The organism is Vibrio sp. 2033 (assembly GCF_033339735.1).
Genome location: NZ_JAWOVC010000571.1, coordinates 1 through 597 on the forward strand (window position 1 = coordinate 1; position 597 = coordinate 597).

Below are 597 nucleotides of genomic sequence, written 5' to 3' on the forward strand. Positions count from 1 at the left end.
ACCATCCGGATACGATTCGTTCTGGTCCATGCACCAGCGATACTTGCTCTTGTAGAGCAATGGGGGCAGGCAGTTGCATTGCTGGGCGCAGCAAATCTGGGATGCTATGAGTGGGTACGTCTGGCTCATCGGCTAGTCGGTATTGGCTGGCTTTCTCCGGTCTTGGGTCGCAGGCAATATCTGGCTTGAGCACCGCATTTTTCCCAAGTTTAGCTTGGAGTAAAGAGAGCAGTTCTAACGCATTCATCTGTCCTTTTGGCCCAGAAAAAAGATCTCGCGCAGCACTTAAAGGCTCACCCTGACGAACAACTTTGAGTGTCAAACCTACCACCGCTCCATTAAGCGTGAGCGACTCTAAGCTCAAACTCGCCAGTTGTTGCCAGCGATGGCATAGATAATCGCCTTGAGCTGAGGTGAGCTGAAGATGCTGCTCGTGTTTATCGCGTTGATGGAGCGTTAAGCGAAGTTCAAAGGCGACTTTGTCTCGCAATTTTAGAAAGGTTTCGAGTTGGCGAAGGAGTTTTGCTAACGGTTTTTCACTCCACTGAACGTTTTCGATCTCAAACAGTAACTCCAAATACACTTGGAACGATTCGG

1 pseudogene is annotated in these 597 nt (G+C 49.4%); it reads right to left on the reverse strand.

Features of this window, described 5'->3' with window-relative positions:
• Positions 1-597: pseudogene (locus R7P74_RS27845) on the reverse strand (Y-family DNA polymerase); the annotation flags it as partial.